16 protein-coding genes are annotated in these 14,853 nt (G+C 65.1%); 11 read left to right on the forward strand and 5 right to left on the reverse strand.

From position 1 onward, the window contains the following. Positions 1–125 precede the first annotated feature (125 nt). The 7 genes from K1177_RS05755 (at position 126) to K1177_RS18495 (ending at position 7,417) form a co-directional block, all read left to right on the forward strand. The gene (locus K1177_RS05755) at positions 126–1,178 is read left to right on the forward strand and encodes a LacI family DNA-binding transcriptional regulator (protein ID WP_224702353.1); all 1,053 of its coding nucleotides are present in this window, start codon (positions 126–128) and stop codon (positions 1,176–1,178) included. Then, a complete protein-coding gene (guaD, locus tag K1177_RS05760; RefSeq protein WP_224702354.1) occupies positions 1,175–2,566 on the forward strand; it encodes a guanine deaminase in 1,392 nt (463 codons plus the stop codon). Before K1177_RS05755 ends, guaD begins: the two co-directional genes overlap by 4 nt. Positions 2,567–2,614: 48 nt before the next feature. Further along, entirely contained in the window at positions 2,615–4,267 is a 1,653-nt protein-coding gene (locus K1177_RS05765) for a GMC oxidoreductase (protein ID WP_224702355.1), read from the forward strand. 200 nt (positions 4,268–4,467) lie between these two features. Further along, positions 4,468–4,719: a hypothetical protein gene (locus K1177_RS05770; protein ID WP_224702356.1), complete on the forward strand. Its 252-nt coding sequence runs from the start codon at positions 4,468–4,470 to the stop codon at positions 4,717–4,719. Positions 4,720–5,054: 335 nt separating this feature from the next. Then, positions 5,055–6,140 (forward strand): helix-turn-helix transcriptional regulator, encoded by a 1,086-nt coding sequence (locus tag K1177_RS05775; RefSeq protein ID WP_224702357.1) that lies wholly within the window; start codon positions 5,055–5,057, stop codon positions 6,138–6,140. Between the two features lie 113 nt (positions 6,141–6,253). Beyond that, complete coding sequence (locus K1177_RS05780; RefSeq protein WP_224702358.1) at positions 6,254–6,478, forward strand: hypothetical protein; 225 nt, start codon at positions 6,254–6,256, stop codon at positions 6,476–6,478. A 30-nt stretch (positions 6,479–6,508) separates the two neighbouring features. Continuing rightward, positions 6,509–7,417, forward strand: coding sequence for a tetratricopeptide repeat protein (locus K1177_RS18495; RefSeq protein ID WP_224702359.1), 909 nt, complete (start codon positions 6,509–6,511; stop codon positions 7,415–7,417). Between the two features lie 90 nt (positions 7,418–7,507). On the opposite strand, the gene K1177_RS05790 is transcribed toward K1177_RS18495, so the two are convergent. The 3 genes from K1177_RS05790 to K1177_RS05800 form a co-directional block, all read right to left on the reverse strand. Then, the gene (locus tag K1177_RS05790; protein WP_224702360.1) at positions 7,508–8,503 is read right to left on the reverse strand and encodes a tetratricopeptide repeat protein; all 996 of its coding nucleotides are present in this window, start codon (positions 8,501–8,503) and stop codon (positions 7,508–7,510) included. 46 nt (positions 8,504–8,549) lie between these two features. Then, positions 8,550–8,840, reverse strand: coding sequence for a DUF4431 domain-containing protein (locus K1177_RS18500; RefSeq protein WP_224702361.1), 291 nt, complete (start codon positions 8,838–8,840; stop codon positions 8,550–8,552). 186 nt (positions 8,841–9,026) lie between these two features. Beyond that, a complete protein-coding gene (locus tag K1177_RS05800; protein ID WP_224702362.1) occupies positions 9,027–9,314 on the reverse strand; it encodes an SH3 domain-containing protein in 288 nt (95 codons plus the stop codon). A 134-nt stretch (positions 9,315–9,448) separates the two neighbouring features. Here K1177_RS05800 and K1177_RS05805 point away from each other — a divergent pair, with 134 nt between their 5' ends. Then, a complete protein-coding gene (locus K1177_RS05805; protein ID WP_224702363.1) occupies positions 9,449–10,102 on the forward strand; it encodes a FecR family protein in 654 nt (217 codons plus the stop codon). On the opposite strand, the gene K1177_RS05810 is transcribed toward K1177_RS05805, so the two are convergent. Together K1177_RS05810 and K1177_RS05815 are read right to left on the reverse strand one after the other, a co-directional pair. Beyond that, on the reverse strand, positions 10,099–11,943 hold the full coding sequence (locus tag K1177_RS05810) for an adenylate/guanylate cyclase domain-containing protein (RefSeq protein ID WP_224702364.1): 1,845 nt from the start codon (positions 11,941–11,943) through the stop codon (positions 10,099–10,101). The genes K1177_RS05805 and K1177_RS05810 overlap by 4 nt on opposite strands. A 20-nt stretch (positions 11,944–11,963) precedes the next feature. After that, positions 11,964–12,665 (reverse strand): Crp/Fnr family transcriptional regulator, encoded by a 702-nt coding sequence (locus K1177_RS05815; protein ID WP_224702365.1) that lies wholly within the window; start codon positions 12,663–12,665, stop codon positions 11,964–11,966. Between the two features lie 150 nt (positions 12,666–12,815). On the opposite strand from K1177_RS05815, the gene K1177_RS05820 reads away from it, so the two are divergent. The 3 genes from K1177_RS05820 to K1177_RS05830 all read left to right on the forward strand — a co-directional run bounded on the left by K1177_RS05820 (position 12,816) and on the right by K1177_RS05830 (position 14,759). Beyond that, complete coding sequence (locus K1177_RS05820) at positions 12,816–13,133, forward strand: SH3 domain-containing protein (RefSeq protein WP_224702366.1); 318 nt, start codon at positions 12,816–12,818, stop codon at positions 13,131–13,133. A 290-nt stretch (positions 13,134–13,423) separates the two neighbouring features. Next, positions 13,424–14,185 (forward strand): hypothetical protein, encoded by a 762-nt coding sequence (locus K1177_RS05825; RefSeq protein WP_224702367.1) that lies wholly within the window; start codon positions 13,424–13,426, stop codon positions 14,183–14,185. 46 nt (positions 14,186–14,231) lie between these two features. Then, positions 14,232–14,759: a hypothetical protein gene (locus K1177_RS05830; RefSeq protein WP_224702368.1), complete on the forward strand. Its 528-nt coding sequence runs from the start codon at positions 14,232–14,234 to the stop codon at positions 14,757–14,759. The last annotated feature ends 94 nt before the right edge of the window (positions 14,760–14,853 follow it).

Here is a 14,853-nt window from a genome sequence, read left to right on the forward strand (position 1 = left end):
TGAGTTTGGCAATCGATTGCCAACGCGCAATTCATGGCATATGCTGATTTGGTACGCAAGAGTGGTTCGTGCCTTCAAATTAGGCTACTCCGTCGACCAAACGCCGGCGGGAGGAAACAGGCGAAATGGCGAAGCAAGATGACAGGCCCGTTGGGCCATCCATCGCAGATGTGGCCAGGGAGGCGGGCGTGGCCACCTCGACGGTGAGTCGTGCCCTGACCAAGCCAGGCCGGATTGCCGAACCCACTCGGCTAAAGGTCGAGGCCGCGGCCCGCAAGCTGGGCTATACGGTCAATCAGACCGCACGCAGCCTGCGGGTGGGGCAAACTCGCACGGTAATGATCGTATTGCCCGAAAGCCTCTATATCGGCGCCTCGCAGACCGTTCTTGAGGGCCTCGAGTCCGTTGCCAAGACGTTGACCGAGCGCGGCTACCACCTGCTCATCGCCAACGTGTCGCGCGACGCTTCGACAGACGAGCACATCATCACCACGGCCTTTGGCGGCACCATTTGCGGCATCATCCTGATGGCGACGCTGCCGCCGCGGGCAGGGGGGCTGACCGTCGCCGACGCCGGTCTGCCAGTGGTTTCGCTACACTTCGACCAGAGCGGGGATGGCATTCCCAGCGTGGTCAGCAATGATTTTGCCGCCATTGCCCAGGCGGTGCAGGCGCTGTTCGACATGGGGCACCGGCGCTTCATTTATGTCGGTGGTCGCGTGGACAATTATCACGAGCGGCAGCGCGTCTCCGGTGTCCGCAAGACGCTGGCTTCCCTTGGCGTTGCCGATCCGTTTCTCACCGTCATGCGCGGCGACTTCAACTTCGGCGGCGGTGTCCGAGCGGCCGAGCAGTTTCTCGCCACCCCGGCGGCCGAACGCGCCAGCGCTATTGTCTGCGCCAATGACGACACGGCAATTGGCTTCATCAAGACAGTCAGCGACGCGGGCCTGAACGTCCCCGGCGACGTGTCTGTGGTCGGCTTCGACGGTGCCCCGGTGGGCGCCTTCATGGTGCCCAGCCTCTCCACCATCCAGCAGTCAACAACCGAACTTGGCCTGCATGCCGCCGACCTGATCATCCGCATGGTCGAAGGCGAGACAGTTGCCCCCGCAGAGCGCATCGAAGTCCCATGCCAGCTGGTCCTGCGCCAGAGTGTCCGAGAAATCGCATCATGAACCAAGCCGTCCACCCAACACTCCGCGGCAAAGCCATCGTCGGGAACTTCTTCCATGCTCCCGCCATCGACAGGCTAGAGGTGCTCTTCGACACGCTGATCACCATCGATAACGCTGGCAGCATCTCGGGTGTTCTCGGCCCAGATGCACCAGGACGGGCGGAAACGGAGCAGGCACTTGGCGAAGGCGTCGTCCGCCTGCCCAAGCACACCTATTGCATCCCTGGTTTTGTCGATCTGCACGTCCATGCACCGCAGTATCCGCAACTGGGGCTGGCGCTGGACGCGCCGCTCGAAGTCTGGCTGAACACCTACACCTTTCCCCTCGAAGCCCAGTACGCTGACGAGCAACTGGCGGAATCGCGCTATCGGGTGCTCGTGGAGGACCTTTTGGCCAACGGCACCACCACGGCGCTGTACTTCGCCACCCAACATGTCGAGGCCAGCAAGATCCTTGCCGATCTGTGCCTGGAACTGGGGCAGCGGGCGCTGGTGGGCAAGGTTGCCATGGATGATCCGGCAGCCTGTCCGGACAACTACCGCGACGCCGATGCCCAAGCGGCCGTGTCTGGGACCCGCGCCGTGATCGAACACATTCGAGCCCATCCGGACAACGCCGAGGCCCGCGTGCTGCCCGTGGTGACGCCGCGCTTCACGCCATCCTGTTCCGACGCTGCGCTAGCCGGGCTCGGGGCCCTGGCCGAAGAGTTCGGCTGCCATGTGCAGACCCACTGCTCGGAGAGTGACTGGGCCCACGCCCATCCCTTGGCGCGATTCGGCGTCACCGACGCCCAGGCTCTGGACGGCTTTGGCCTGCTCACCCGCCGCACGGTGCTGGCGCACTCCAATTTCCTCACCAGCGATGACATGGATCGCCTTGCCCAGCGCGGGTCCGGCGTGGCGCATTGCGCTCTCTCCAATGTCTATTTTGCCAACAGCGTGTTTCCGCTGCGCAAGGCGCTCGAGCGGCAGGTTCGAGTGGGGCTGGGCACCGATATTTCTGGCGGGCCGTCATCCTCCATGTTCGACGCCTGCCTCACCACGGTGCGGTCATCGCGCATGTTGGAGGAGGGGGTTGATCCCGACCTGCCCGCCGATCGGCGTGGCCGTCCAAACTCCGCCGTTGATCTGGTTGCGGCCTTTCATCTGGCGACCGCGGGCGGCGGCGACGTGCTTGATCTGCCCATCGGGCGGCTCGCAACGGGACAACGCTTCGACGTTGTCGCCATCGATACGGCGGTCCGGGCAGGGGGTATTCGCCTCTTCGACACCGTCGAGCCTGTCGCCATTTTCGAGAAGATCATTCACGGCGCCACGCGGGCCAATGTCGCGTCCGTCTGGGTCGACGGCCATCAGGTCATCGGTTCAACCGGCGCTGAACAGCTTTAGCGCCTGCCGGCGCACATATTTTTCATCCAGCAGATTTTTGGAGCGACTATGCCGGATACTCTCTACGACGCCCTTATTGTTGGGTCAGGCGCATCCGGCATGTTTGCGGCCCAGGAACTGACGGCGCAGGGCCTGCGGGTCGTGCAGCTTGAAGCTGGGCCTGAGATCGGCCCCGGCGATTTTGACCCCTCATCCGTGCGCCGCCAGAGCGACATCAACCTCTGGCAACGCGCCAAGGCGTTTATCGGCGGCCAGGGCATCCAGGCGCGCGCCGCCTTCTTTGACGCCCGGCAGCGGCACCTTTTTGTCAACGACCGGCAATTGCCCTACACGACACCGGCCGATGCCCCTTTCGTCTGGATCCGCAGTCGCCAGGCCGGTGGCCGAACCCATGTGTTCGGTCGTGTCCTGCTGCGCTGGACCGACGACGATTTCAAGGTCCACAGCCGGACCGGGCGCGGCGTCGACTGGCCCATCGGCTATGACGATCTCGTGCCCTATTACGAAGAAGTGGAACGGAGCCTCGCCATCTATGGCGAAGACGACGGCGTGCCCACGCTTCCGGACAGCATCTATGGTCACCGCGCCGAGCTGACGCCGGCCGAACGCATCTTCAAGAACGACGTCGAGAGCCGCTGGCCCGACCGTCGGGTGGTGACGTGGCGCTATATCGGACCAGAGCCGACCCGCGTGCTGCGTCCGTTGCGCGATGCCCTCGCAACCGGGCGTCTCGACATCCGCTACAACAGCATCGTCAGCAAGGTCTTGACTGACGCAACCGGGCAGCGGGCCACAGGCGTGGAGGTCATCGACCGCGTCACGCGCCAGACGACTACCGTCCGCGCCCGTTCGGTGATCCTGTGTGCATCGCCCATCGAAAGCGTGAGGCTGCTGCTCAACTCGGCGTCGACCCAGCACCCCCAGGGACTGGCCAATAGCTCGGGCACGCTGGGACGCTACTTCGTTGACCAATTGCCTTGCGTCGTGGCCGGCACCTATTCCAAGTCCAAGGGCTGGACGACGGCCGATAGCGCCCCCGCCGATAGCTTCTACGGTCCATCCGGTGGCATCTATCTGCCACGCTTCATCGCCGCCGATGGCCAGTCGGCAGCCAATGACTTTGCGTTCCAGGGCAGCATCGGGCGCTACAGCACACCCGAAAATACCGACGCCCGCTTCAGCTTCTTCGGCTACGGCGCCATGGACGCCGTCCCCGACAATCGCATCACCCTTGACCAAAGTCGCCGCGACGCCTGGGGGCTGCCTGTGCCCCACATCCGCTGCAAGATCGGGGACAGCGATCGGCAGACGCTGCGCAACCAGATCGACGCCATCGTCGAGACGATCGAAAGCTCCGGCGGCAAGATCGACTATGTTGGCTCCCCGCTCGGTCTGGAAGAGAAGGGGCGCGGCGCCTATCCCGACGCTGACCCCTTCAGTCGGTTCATCTTCCGAAAGATGTTTCCGCGCACCATGGTGATGGGGGCCGCCATCCACGAGGCGGGCGGCGCCCGCATGGGCAGCGACGCGACTTCGTCCGTGCTCAATGCCTGGAACCAGAGCTGGGACCTCCCCAACCTTCTCGTCACCGACGCCAGCGCCTTTGCCGGAAGCGGCGTCTCAGGCACGACCCTGACCATCATGGCCATGACGGTACGGGCCTGCCGGCGCCTGGCTGCTGACTTGCGGGCCGCGCACTAGACGCCCGCACGTCATCGGCTCCATCGCCTCTTGCTGGGTTGGCGCGCGACATGTGCCCAACAGAGCCCCCGCGCCCTGGTCCAGCCGCACATTCCATGCGGCTGGCCTCCACCATTTCTGGACCAGATGTCGACCGATCCTGCAGGGGGGCGGTGTCTTGTCCTTTTCGCGACCACTCCCGGTCGAAACAAGGAATGGAAATGAAGACCTACTTTGCTGCGGCTCTCGCCGCCATGCTGTTCGCCACCGCTGCAACCCAGGGCTTTGCTGCCGACAAGCTCGACAGCGCCGCCAAGAGCGTGATTGCGCAGCGTCTGCAGGCGCAGGGCGTCAAGGTGGTCGGTGTTGAAGAATGGAGTGGGCTGATCCGCGCCTACGTCGAGGACGAGAACGGGCACCAGACCATGAAGCTCTACACAGCCGGCGACCTGCGTCCTGTCGAACGCCAGTAGCCGGCACCGTGGCGCGGAGACCGGTTCCTCCCCGTTCCCGCGCCACGCAAGCCGCCGGGCAGAATTGACAAGCCCAGTCTTGCCCGTGGCAACACTGCCACCCACATGCCCCGCAGACGCCGGATCTGCAGAGTGCGCTCACCCCCTGGAACTGCCCCGTTCCGAAGCTCTCCATCGCCGATAACCACTGGAATGCATTGCCATTTTATGGCCTACTCCCCACCGCGGCATGAAACATGGCCATGGCAAGTGCGCTTGGACAGTTCGCATGCGGCATGCCGTACTCCGGCGGTTGGATTGGGTCGACGCTGTTTGTGTCGATACATGGGCGTGCGATGGACCAGGTTCTTGCGCTGATCGACGACATCTATGAAGCCGGTGCCGATCCATCGCGGTGGCTGTCGACCATGGAGCGCCTGGCTGACGCGACCGGTGGCTTTGACGCTGTCATTGGCGGCATGAGCGGGGTCAAGGCGCCCGTCTTCATGGCGCCAAGGACGGACCCGGCGATGGTCGCGCTCTATACGTCGCACTATCACGCCAGCAACCCCATGCAGCTGGGCGCGCGAAAACTGCCAGCCGGACGTGCAGCCTTTGACACCGACCTGGTCGACAAGGACACCTTCTACAAGACCGCCTTCTACAACGACTGGTGCGTTCCGCAGGGTCTTCGCCATGGCGTCGCTCTCACGATCGCGACCACCGGCGGCTGGACTGCCAATTTGATGATTTCGGCCAACACGCCGTTCGAACAAGGCGCCGTGGACTTCCTGCAGGCCCTGTCGCCACATCTGACCCGGGCATTCCGCATCAACCAGTTGCTGCACGAGAGCCGTTCGGAAAGCCTGGGCACGTTCTCCGCGCTCGCTTTGGCGGACCGCGGCGTCTTTCTGATTGCTGAAACGGGCTTGTGCATGCCGGCCAACGAAGTCGCCGAGGCCCTGCTGGCCCAGGCTGACGGCATCAGGCTGGTGCAGGGCATGTTGCAGTGCCTGGAGGCGAACGATACGCGCCAGCTCCAGCGCGCCATCTATCACGCCGCCTCCGGCAAATCGGCCACCGCGAGCGCGCCGGTCCTGGTGCAGCGCGGGGCGTCCCGCCTGCCGCTGCAGCTTGTGGCCATTCCTATTCCGGCCGAGGGCTGGAGCAAGAATGGGCACCCGCATCGGGTGATGGTGATTGCAACAAACCAGGAAACCCGACTGCAGCAGCGGACGCAGGAGCTGCGCCAGCGCTATCGACTGACGCCGGCCGAAACTGCCGTGCTCCAGGAGCTGGCCCGTGGTGGCGACCGCGCCGTCATCGCCGACCGGCTGGGGGTTTCGCTGGCGACCGTCAGGACCCAGCTGACCAGCATCTTTGACAAGACCGGCGTGCGCCGCCAGGCCGACGTCATTCGCCTGGTGATGGAACAGGTCTAGGTATTTCCTGTCGTCAGTGGCATCGCCGATATCCCTGTGCCGCGGGGAACATCGCTGTCTGATCCAGCGCGCTAGTCATGGGGCATCGCAACGCCAACCCATGGATAGCCAAGATGATCCGCACCGCCTTTGCCATTGCCCTTGTCGCATCCGCCGTCTTTGCAGCCGCAGGCAAGACCCCGCTGCCCACCAATACCGCCGCAGCACCAACCAGCGCCATTGCCCATTGCGGTCAGGCCGACGCGGCCTGCGAGGACCGAGTTGTCAGCCGCGGCCACGCTGACCTCGATGCGCGCTTGCGCGGCCCCGACCTCTTCGACCGTGTTGCCACGGCCTGACGCCACGCACGCGACAAAGAGGAGACGAAAGTGATCCGCACCCGTGTTCTTGTTCTGGGCCTGAGCCTTGTTGGCCTTGCAGCGCCTGCCATTGCCTCCGAAGGGATGCCTGCTCTCAATGCCCTCGAAACCGAATGTGCCATGCAGGCCGCCAGCAGCTTCGAGCCCGGCTTCGAAACCATTGGTCGCCCGCTATCCATGCTGGACCTCGATGCAACAGTGCAGGCCTGCTGGGCGGCGATGGGGAGCGGCGACAACGATTTCCGGATGAACGCCTGGATGGCCCGGGCCTATTACGCCGCCGGACAATATGCCGACGCCTTCTATTTCGCCGATCGCGCCGCAGAGAACGACGTCCCCCTCGGCCTCTATCTCGCCGGAGTGCTCTATAGCGCTGGCCAGGGTGTCGATGCCGACACCGGTCGTGGTGCTGAGCTGCTGATGGCGGCGGTGGAAGCCGGATTTGCGCCCGCGTTCCATGCGCTGGCGATCAGCCTGCTCAATGGAACCGGCGTCAATGTCGACACCGATCTGGCCGTGGACTTCCTGCAACTGGCCGCCGACGAGGGTTTTGGTCCAGCGGCAACCACTCTGGGCCGCATGTATCTGGCCGGTGTCGGAGTGCCCAGCGACGAGATGGAGGCCTATCGGCTGATGCGCCTTGGCGCGCATTATGGGGACGCCCAAGCTTTCTACGAACTGGGTCACTATGCCGAAGTCGGCATTGCCGGTCCCGTTGACCCGCAGACTGCGGTCTTCAACTATTTCACCGCAGTTGACCTGGGCAACAAGGACGCCCTGTTGCCCCTGGCAAAGCTGCTCCTGACGGGCAAAGGCGTCGACAGGAACCCTGCCGCTGCACGGGAACTGCTGACCCAGGCCGCGGCCGATGGCAGTAGCGAAGCTGTGCAGTTGCTTGACCAGATGGCGCCCTCCTGAGGCGAAGGTGCTGGCGCAAGCTGCACGGTAACCTCCGTCATCGGCGCGAATGACCAGGCGCCCGCCTTTGCGGGCGCCGAAGCGCAGGCCTCAAGGGGTTTGCGCGTAGTAGCGCCGCAACTGTGCGATATCCGCTTCGCCCATCGTACCAGCAGCAGCCGGTATGCCAATCTCAGCCTTGATCGCCGCAAGGTTGCGCGGCGACAGGCCGCTCTCGGGCTGTTGCAGGAAGCTGCCGAGCTCCGTGTCGCGCGCCTTCAGCGCGGCGATCACCAACTGCTCGCTTTCATCCTGTTCTGCCGAATTGCCATCCTGCAACAAGATGCCGAGCTGGAGACCGGCATTTATGTCGCCGTCCTCGGTCGTGGCGCGCCGGAACAGCGCAACAGCCCGATCACGCACTTCAGCGTCAACCTCGCCTTCGAGCAGCAAATATCCAAGGTTGATCATCGCCCAATAGTGGTCCTTGGCGATGGCCTGCTCATAATACTGCTTTGCCTTGGCGGCATCGCGCAACACCAGGCTGCCCTCGTCATAGAGCACGCCAAGGTTGTAGCTGGACCACGCATCGCCCCGCGCCGAGGCCTGCTCATACAAGGCAATGGCCATGCCGGTATCCTGCGGCACCCCATCGCCTTCGGCATAATCCAGGGCAAGGTTGTACATGGCGTTGAGGCTGCCGGCGTCAGCCGCCTCCTTGAGCAGGGCCGCCGCGTGGGCGCGTGCCAGTTCCAGCAGCGTCTGCGCCATGCCGACCTTGGCTTCGACATGCCCAGCGGCCGCGGCCTCGCCGAACAGCGCATTGGCTTCTTCGAGCTTCTGGTCCTGAAACAGCACACGGGCCAGCTGGTATCCAATCCGCGGATCCGCAGTTGCCTCCCACGCCGCGCGGCATGCCGGTTCCGCCGCGGCGATATCAATCTCTTCGAAAGCGACCCCGACCACATCGGCGGGCCGGGCAGTATCGAGTGGGCTCGAGGCCAACGCGTCGCAGACCGCCACCGGATCGTCGGCCAGAACAGGCGCAGCATGGATGGTAGCGGCGAGCAGGAGGGCGGCTGAGCCACATGCAAGTCTGGAGAGCATGGCGAATAACCTTGGCTGATGGGAAGGAATGGGTTTTTGTGCGGGGTCACTCGCAGGCCAAAAGAACCTGGGCGCGGTGATAGCCGCTATGTGGCGCGAACAGCGTTCCGGTCACGGAAACCTCCTGACCGGGCACAAGGGGGGTGTCGGCGCAGGCCAGCTGCACCATGTCGACATCAGTGAGGGCAGGGGTGCCCATCACCGGGTCGGCCACCACACAGATCGGTTGCGACAAATAGAGAAACTGGGCGGTATAGGCGGCATCGCCTTTGGCCACGCTGGCAAATTCGGGCGGCCCGGGAAACACCCCCTCCACCAGAAAGCCCTTAAGTGCCACGGGGAGTGACCATCCGGCGCAGGCAGCCTCATCGGCGAAAGTCGGCAGCGTTGGGCCAACCAGTGCCGCCAGGGCGAGGCAAATTGGGGCTAGGCGGGAGCACATCGGGCAGGCCTCAGCGCAATAGTCAGGGTGAAGTCAGGCAGAAGGCGGTGCCCGAACAGGCCGGACACCGCCGCATCAGGGTCAGTAACCCTTCTTGGTGGTTCCGCCCGAGCAATAGCCGGCGTCGGCGGAAACATAGCGGGCGGCGACCCAGCCCCAGGTGCCGTTCCACTGCACGCGGTACCAGCCATCGCGAGATTCCGTAATGGTGACCTGGACGCAGCGCGCGATGCTGCCCAGCTTGGTGTAATAGGTGCCCGGACCGTCCCGGAAGTTCACCGACCCGGTCGTCCAGCCCGTGCTCGCAGCCATCGAAGCCGAGCTCATGGCCGCAAGAAGCGCCAGGGCAATTGTTGCTTTCTTGATCATTGTGCAGTCCCTCCAGTGTGATGAGGCGACTATAGCGACGCTGCAGCGACCGCCATCGAACACAAGTTCGATGACGTATCGGGCCCCGGGCGCCAACGATATCTGCGTCAACGCAGATATCGGAGACGGCTACCATGAGTGTTCAACAACGCCCGCCCTTTGGTCCAGACTGCGGCTGGCGGCCATCGCGTCGCCAGGTCGTGGCTGCACTGGCTCTGATGGGCGCCGGTGCCCTTGTCCGTCCGGCCTTTGCCAATGTTGCTGTGGGCAAGGTTGTCTCGCTTGAGGGCTCCGTGGCTCTCGAGCGGGCGCGCACAACCCTTGGCATTTCTCCGCAGGACCCGTTGCTGATCGATGATCGCGTGATGACACGAGAGGATGGCTTTGCCCTGCTGCTGCTTGATGATCGGACGCAGATCAATCTCGGCGCGAGCAGCGACCTGACGATCGATCAGTTCATCGTCGAGCAGGGTGGTGTCATCTCCGTGGGCGGGGCGATGCTGTTTGATCGCCCGACAGAATTGCCGCCCACCAACATTTCAATCCTGACCGCTTTTGGCCGGATTGGCGTGCGCGGCACACGCTTCTTTGCCGGCCCGAGCAAGGGCAAGTTCTCCGTGTTCGTCGACCATGGCTCGGTGTCCGTCACCGCGGCCGGCGTTGAACGCATAGTGTCGGACGGAGAGGGTGTGGAGTTTGCGGCCCCGGGCGACCCGCCGGGCGAAGTCGTCAAGTGGGGCGATGCTCGCATTGCCGCCGCCTTCGCCAGCGTGAAGGTTGCGCGCTAGGTCCTTTGTCCGCCTGCTGTCATGCCGGCCGGGGTGAACACGGCAACCGGGCCAAAGCTGCGCAGCTCGATTATGCCCAGGCTATCCAACGGGACATTGGCTGCCGCGCCGGCCGTGGGCCCGATGCAGATGCTGCTGCCGAGCCTCTTGTTGGCCTCCTCCAGCCGGGCCGCCATGTTGATCGCCGCCCCATGCGCCGTGTAGTCAATCTTGTCGGCGGCGCCGACGTCACCCAGGATGACCATGCCGGTTTCGATGCCGATCCGCGTTCGCCCAAAGCGTAACGCCTGCATATCCGGTTGCTGCCGGAACGCCTCTCCGAAGGCATGCATCTCGATCGCGCAGGCGATGGCCTTGTCGACATGGTGGTCAAGATTGGCCGGTGCGTTGAAAAGCGCATGCACGGCGTCGCCCACCAGCTTGTCGATCATGCCGCCGTGCTGCAGCACGATGCGGGTCATCCCCGCAAAATAGGCGTCCAGGATCGCCACGAAGGCGCGCGGCTCCACGCCCTGCAGGGACTGTGTGAATCCCTCGATGTCGGTGAAGAGCGCCGTCACCTGCCGTTCTTCGCCCTCGAGCCGCAGCAGGTCGGGCTGGCGGACGAGCCGGCTGACCACATCCGCCGGCAGCAATTGCGCCATGCGCCGGCGCATCGCCGTCTCCGCCCGGCGGGTTTGCGTCGCCTGTGTCACCATGGCCATCATGCCCGCCAACAGCACCAGCGCACCCGGCGCAACGGGGTCGAACAGCAAGCCGAATTGCACAGCGGCGCCAATGCTTGCCGTTACCCAGACCAACGCCAGTGCCAGCACCAGCAACCCAGCCAATACCGGCGCCACGGCCGCTCCGACGGCGCCGGCGAGCAAGGCGCCCACCATCGCCCCGGTTGCCTCCAGCGCCGCTGCATTGCCCGCGCGCAGCGGCAATGTTCCACCCAACAGGGTCGCTGCTACATCGGCATGGATCTGGACTGAAGGATGGACCGGACTGGCCGCCGTCGCGCGGAGAGCGCCACTGCCGGGATCGCTGCTGCCGATGAAGACGATCTTGCCCTCCAGGGGCCGCGCTGCTGCAGGCAGGGCAAGCAAGGCGGGGGCATCGAGCGTCCTGGCCGCCCATCGTGCCGGCCCACTGGGATGGAACCGAACATGCGCTGAAGGTCCGATCTCGAGGGGCGCGCTGCTCAGGCGCATCCAGGCCGGGTCACCGCCCAGCAACACGGAGCGGCGACCTGCGGAGAGCCGAAGCGCGTCGAGCGCCAGCCCCAGATAGGCGTTCTGACCAACCGCGACCAGCGCCGGCACGTCGCGGATGATGGCATCCATCCCGCCCGCGAGAGCCGTCACAGCGCTGCCCATGGCGGCCTGCTCAAAGATCTGACAGGCATGTTCGGCGCCGGTGGCCTGCCAGATCAGCGGCAGGGCGAGCCCCTCGCTGGCCGCAATGGTCAGATCGGGCTTGGGTGGCACGTTCTCGCGCGGTGCCAGCAGAAAGCCCAGTGTTGTCGGCACCCGCGCCAGGGCATCGGCCAGAGACTGGTTGGTGGCCGTTACGGTGCAATCACTGCCCAGCACGATGTCCAGTGCGACGACAGCAGGCCGCGCCGCCGCTATGTTGTTCAGCAACCGCGCCGTATCGGCCCGCTGCCACGGCGCACCGGTATCCGAAACGGCACCAATATCAACAACCATGATGGCGCTGTCGTCGGGCATCGGCATCAGGGAAACCAGCCGGTCGAAGGCCGGCTCCCGCCAGGGCGCCAGATCCTCGGGCAGGGTGGCAATCACAGCTCCACCGGCAACCGAGAGCGCGACCGCCACGCCGAGTCCCGCGCGCATGCCTCGCCAATCCACCATCCTCAGGCGTCCGGGTCGGCAATGAGGGCCAGTTGGTCGACATCGCACCGCAAGACCGGCCCGTCTCGGGCGATGGCGCCAATATCCTCAAGCGCGAGGATGGCGCGGTTGACCTTCGGTCGGCTGGCGCCGAGCACGCCGGCCAGCTCGCCCTGGCTAAGATCGAGCCGCAATTGCGGGTCATCGGGAATGTCGTCGCCAAAAACATGGCGCAAGGTCACCAGCAGGAAGCGCGCCAGTCGTGCCTCGATCTCGAACAGGGCAATCGATTCCAGCTGCTCGGTCGTATCGCGCAGGCGCTGCACGAGATAGGTGATCAGCGGGCGCGCGGTTTGCGGGCATTGGGCCTGGAGGCGCTCGAAATCCCGCGCCAGCAGCACGAGGCCCTCGGTTGGCGCGCTTGCGGTGGCATCCGCTGATCGGGTGGCGCCATCCATCAACGCCAGTTCGCCCAGCGTGTCGCCGGGTTCGGCATAGCGGAGCACCAGTTCGCGCCCGGACGCGGTGAGCAGCGACAGCTTGATGCGGCCCTGGGTGACCACGACCATATAGTCGCCATCGTCGCCCCGCTGGAAAATGACTTCGCCGACCGACCAGCTGCGTGGGATCGCCATGGCGTCGAGCAGGGCTATGGCAGCCGGATCAAAGCCGTCGAACATGGCGAACGAGCGCCAGAAGGCCTGGCCAGAAGGATTGGGCTTCATCGGTGTCCCTGGCGCCGGCCTGGAGTGACGCGCAATCGGCGCATGCTTGCGGGCCTGTTCCGCAGGGAACTGCGACCCCACCAGCAACCCGGCATTGTGGACCCATCGGATCGCACAGGGTGATCCGCACAGCAAATCGGGAAGACCATCATGTTCAAACGCATCCTGCTCACCGCCGCCGTTCTCGTCGCCACCACCGCCTCCAGCATGGCCGCCACCGGCTGGACCACTGGTGCGGTCAATTTCCGCGACGGTCCGGGCGCCTACTACGCCAAGATCGGCAGCATTGCCCGCTGCGCCAGCGTCCAGCTCGACTACGTGCAGAACGGCTGGTACCGCGTACAGTGGAACGGTCGCTGGGGCTGGGTTGCCCAGCGCTACATCACCGACAGCGCCGGCTATTGCAGCGGTGGCGGCTACACCAAGCACTCCGGCAGCTATTCCAAGCCCGCCAGCGGCGGCTACTGATCGCCCGACGTCCACCAGCCATTCGTCAAATGTCACCCCGCCAGTCTCTGGCGGGGTGGCTTTGCCATGCCAACCATGCCGCCTGTCGGCGCCCTTGCCATCAGACAGATGTTCGACGCCGGCCAATCGGGTGGGCGCTAGCATGGCCCCGGTCCGTTGCTCTGCGCCGACCTGTGCCCGCCCGGCCGGAGCGGTGTTTCCAGCGGAACAGCGGACCACTCCGCCGGCTGGCAATCTGCCTGCATCAGCCGACGCAACCGGCGTCTGGCGCTTCGCTTGAGGATTTTCCCATGTCTGGCTTCACACCCACCCGCGCCCTGGCCATGCTGATGCTGGCCGCATCGACCTTGGCCCTGTCGGTCTCCCTGGCCGCGCCTGCCCAGGCGCAGACCGCCGTGGCAGCGCCGCCTGCTGCCGGCCCCAGCCTCACCGAAGCGCAGTTGATGGACGTGGCGCCCGAACTGTTCGCCTTCCTCAAGGGCAATTTCCCCACCGAATTTGCCGCCTTCGTGCCACAGGCCCAGGCGGCCGTGGCCGGAGGTGCAACGCTCGACGGCGTCGTGATGGACCTGCTCGGTGGCCTGCGCCAGACCTATGGCGCCAGCCTCGCCACCGCGCCCGACGAACTGCTGGGCGCCCTGATGACCACGACCATCGATCTGCAAAAGGCGGTTTTCGAGGGCGAGGGCCCGATTGCCTGCAGCAATTTTGCCATCAACGGCCCAGCCGTGTTTGACGGCACGCCTGCCGCAGCGAAATACCAGGATCTGGTCATGGCCCAGTCCGTGCTGCTGCTGGCCGCGGCCAAGGCCGGGCACGATGCCCCGGTCTCCCGCGACGACGCCAGCCAGGACGATTGGAAGCGCATCACCGACATGGCCGTCGCCGGCGGCGCCACCCAGGCCGGTTTCGAGGCGGTCTCCACCCTCGATGCCACATCGCCCGAACTGTGTCCGACACTGCTTGGCCTGCTGCAATCGATGAACACCGAACAGACCGGCGTCGGCGCCCGCGTCCGCGCGGCCTATCTGGTGTCGGTGAGCGCGATATAGGCTCACCCCAACGCCCATCTTGCCCCTTGCTCAACAGGAGACCGAAATGATGTTCACCCGCTCCATCGTCCTGGGCACTGCCCTTGCCCTGTCCAGCCTCAGCGTCCTGGCCGGCGAACTGGACGCCTTTGTCGCCGCCAGCGACGGCGCCTCGGCCTGCTGGTCCCGCCAATATGATGCCGCCCATCTGGCCGCCCATCCGCACCAGCAGGTCACTGCCATGAGCCTGGCCGTCAGCTATTGGGATGAAACGGCGATCAACCCGGCCCAATATGTGTTCCGCCTGGAAGCAGACCTGCGCGACGGCACCCATGGCACGGCCATAGGCCCGTGCAGTGCCGAGGGCGACAAGATGTGGTGCGGCGTCGAATGCGACGGCGGCGGCGTGCTGGTCAGCACCCGCTCGGGCGGCAATGTCCTGGTCGATCTTGAGACCATCGGTAACATCGCCATGACCAATGGCTGCGCCGAGGCCATCCTCGACGAGGGTTTTGCGCTGCAGTCGGGGGTCGACGACAAGCAGTTCCTGCTCCACGCCCTGCCACCGCGCCAGTGCATCCCCGCACAATATTAGCCCGGCGGCGGCTGGGGCAGGGCCCCGGCCATCCCTACGGGACGATGGGGCAGGTGCAGCCCCTGGCTTTTCGGGCCGATAGACGACGGATAGT

The organism is Devosia aquimaris, assembly GCF_020169335.1.
In the GTDB taxonomy this organism is placed as follows: Bacteria; Pseudomonadota; Alphaproteobacteria; order Rhizobiales; family Devosiaceae; genus Devosia; species Devosia aquimaris.

Excerpts from the sequence above, each read along its gene's own strand:
- K1177_RS05755 (WP_224702353.1), top strand. The coding sequence starts at position 126 with ATGGCGAAGCAAGATGACAGGCCCGTTGGGCCATCCATCGCAGATGTG.
- guaD (WP_224702354.1), top strand. The coding sequence starts at position 1,175 with ATGAACCAAGCCGTCCACCCAACACTCCGCGGCAAAGCCATCGTCGGG.
- K1177_RS05765 (WP_224702355.1), top strand. The coding sequence starts at position 2,615 with ATGCCGGATACTCTCTACGACGCCCTTATTGTTGGGTCAGGCGCATCC.
- K1177_RS05770 (WP_224702356.1), top strand. The coding sequence starts at position 4,468 with ATGAAGACCTACTTTGCTGCGGCTCTCGCCGCCATGCTGTTCGCCACC.
- K1177_RS05775 (WP_224702357.1), top strand. The coding sequence starts at position 5,055 with ATGGACCAGGTTCTTGCGCTGATCGACGACATCTATGAAGCCGGTGCC.
- K1177_RS05780 (WP_224702358.1), top strand. The coding sequence starts at position 6,254 with ATGATCCGCACCGCCTTTGCCATTGCCCTTGTCGCATCCGCCGTCTTT.
- K1177_RS05790 (WP_224702360.1), bottom strand. The coding sequence starts at position 8,503 with ATGCTCTCCAGACTTGCATGTGGCTCAGCCGCCCTCCTGCTCGCCGCT.
- K1177_RS05800 (WP_224702362.1), bottom strand. The coding sequence starts at position 9,314 with ATGATCAAGAAAGCAACAATTGCCCTGGCGCTTCTTGCGGCCATGAGC.
- K1177_RS05805 (WP_224702363.1), top strand. The coding sequence starts at position 9,449 with ATGAGTGTTCAACAACGCCCGCCCTTTGGTCCAGACTGCGGCTGGCGG.
- K1177_RS05810 (WP_224702364.1), bottom strand. The coding sequence starts at position 11,943 with ATGCGCGCGGGACTCGGCGTGGCGGTCGCGCTCTCGGTTGCCGGTGGA.
- K1177_RS05815 (WP_224702365.1), bottom strand. The coding sequence starts at position 12,665 with ATGAAGCCCAATCCTTCTGGCCAGGCCTTCTGGCGCTCGTTCGCCATG.
- K1177_RS05820 (WP_224702366.1), top strand. The coding sequence starts at position 12,816 with ATGTTCAAACGCATCCTGCTCACCGCCGCCGTTCTCGTCGCCACCACC.
- K1177_RS05825 (WP_224702367.1), top strand. The coding sequence starts at position 13,424 with ATGTCTGGCTTCACACCCACCCGCGCCCTGGCCATGCTGATGCTGGCC.
- K1177_RS05830 (WP_224702368.1), top strand. The coding sequence starts at position 14,232 with ATGATGTTCACCCGCTCCATCGTCCTGGGCACTGCCCTTGCCCTGTCC.